Origin of the sequence: Halolamina salina (assembly GCF_042678005.1) — an archaeon.
GTDB classification, from domain to species: Archaea; Halobacteriota; Halobacteria; order Halobacteriales; family Haloferacaceae; genus Halolamina; species Halolamina salina.
Map to the genome: position 1 here is coordinate 1,124 of NZ_JBHUDH010000141.1, position 446 is coordinate 1,569.

A 446-nucleotide genomic window follows, 5' to 3' on the forward strand; every position below is an offset into this window, starting at 1 on the left:
CAGCGCGGGGGGGGCGCCACCGCCGAGCCGCGAACCAAACTCGGCAGCGGCGACCCGCCGGGGATGCTCACCAGCTACGGCGCGATACTGCCCGACACGGGCGCGATGGGCGGCTACATGTACAGCGCCGGCTTCGGCGCGGAGGACGCGTGGTTCACGACGCCGCTGTTCGACGCCGACTCCGGGGAGCCGCTGGCGGTGCTCGACGGCGCGTCGATGAACCCGTTCAAGACCGGCGCGACGGGCGCGGTGGGCGTCGACGCGCTCGCCCGCGAGGACGCCGACAGCGTCGCGCTCATCGGCTCGGGCGCGCAGGCCCGCGGGCAGCTCCGCTGCACCGCCGAGGTCCGCGATCTCGAAACCGTCTGGGTGTTCTCTCCGACGAAGGAGTCCCGCGAGAGCTTCGCGGGCGAGATGAACGAGCGCCTCGACGCCGCGGTCGCCGC

Annotated in this window: 1 pseudogene; it reads left to right on the forward strand. The window is 74.2% G+C overall.

Going from position 1 to position 446, the window contains the following annotated elements:
• Nucleotides 1-446 (forward strand): annotated as a pseudogene (locus tag ACFR9S_RS12175) (ornithine cyclodeaminase family protein); the annotation flags it as partial.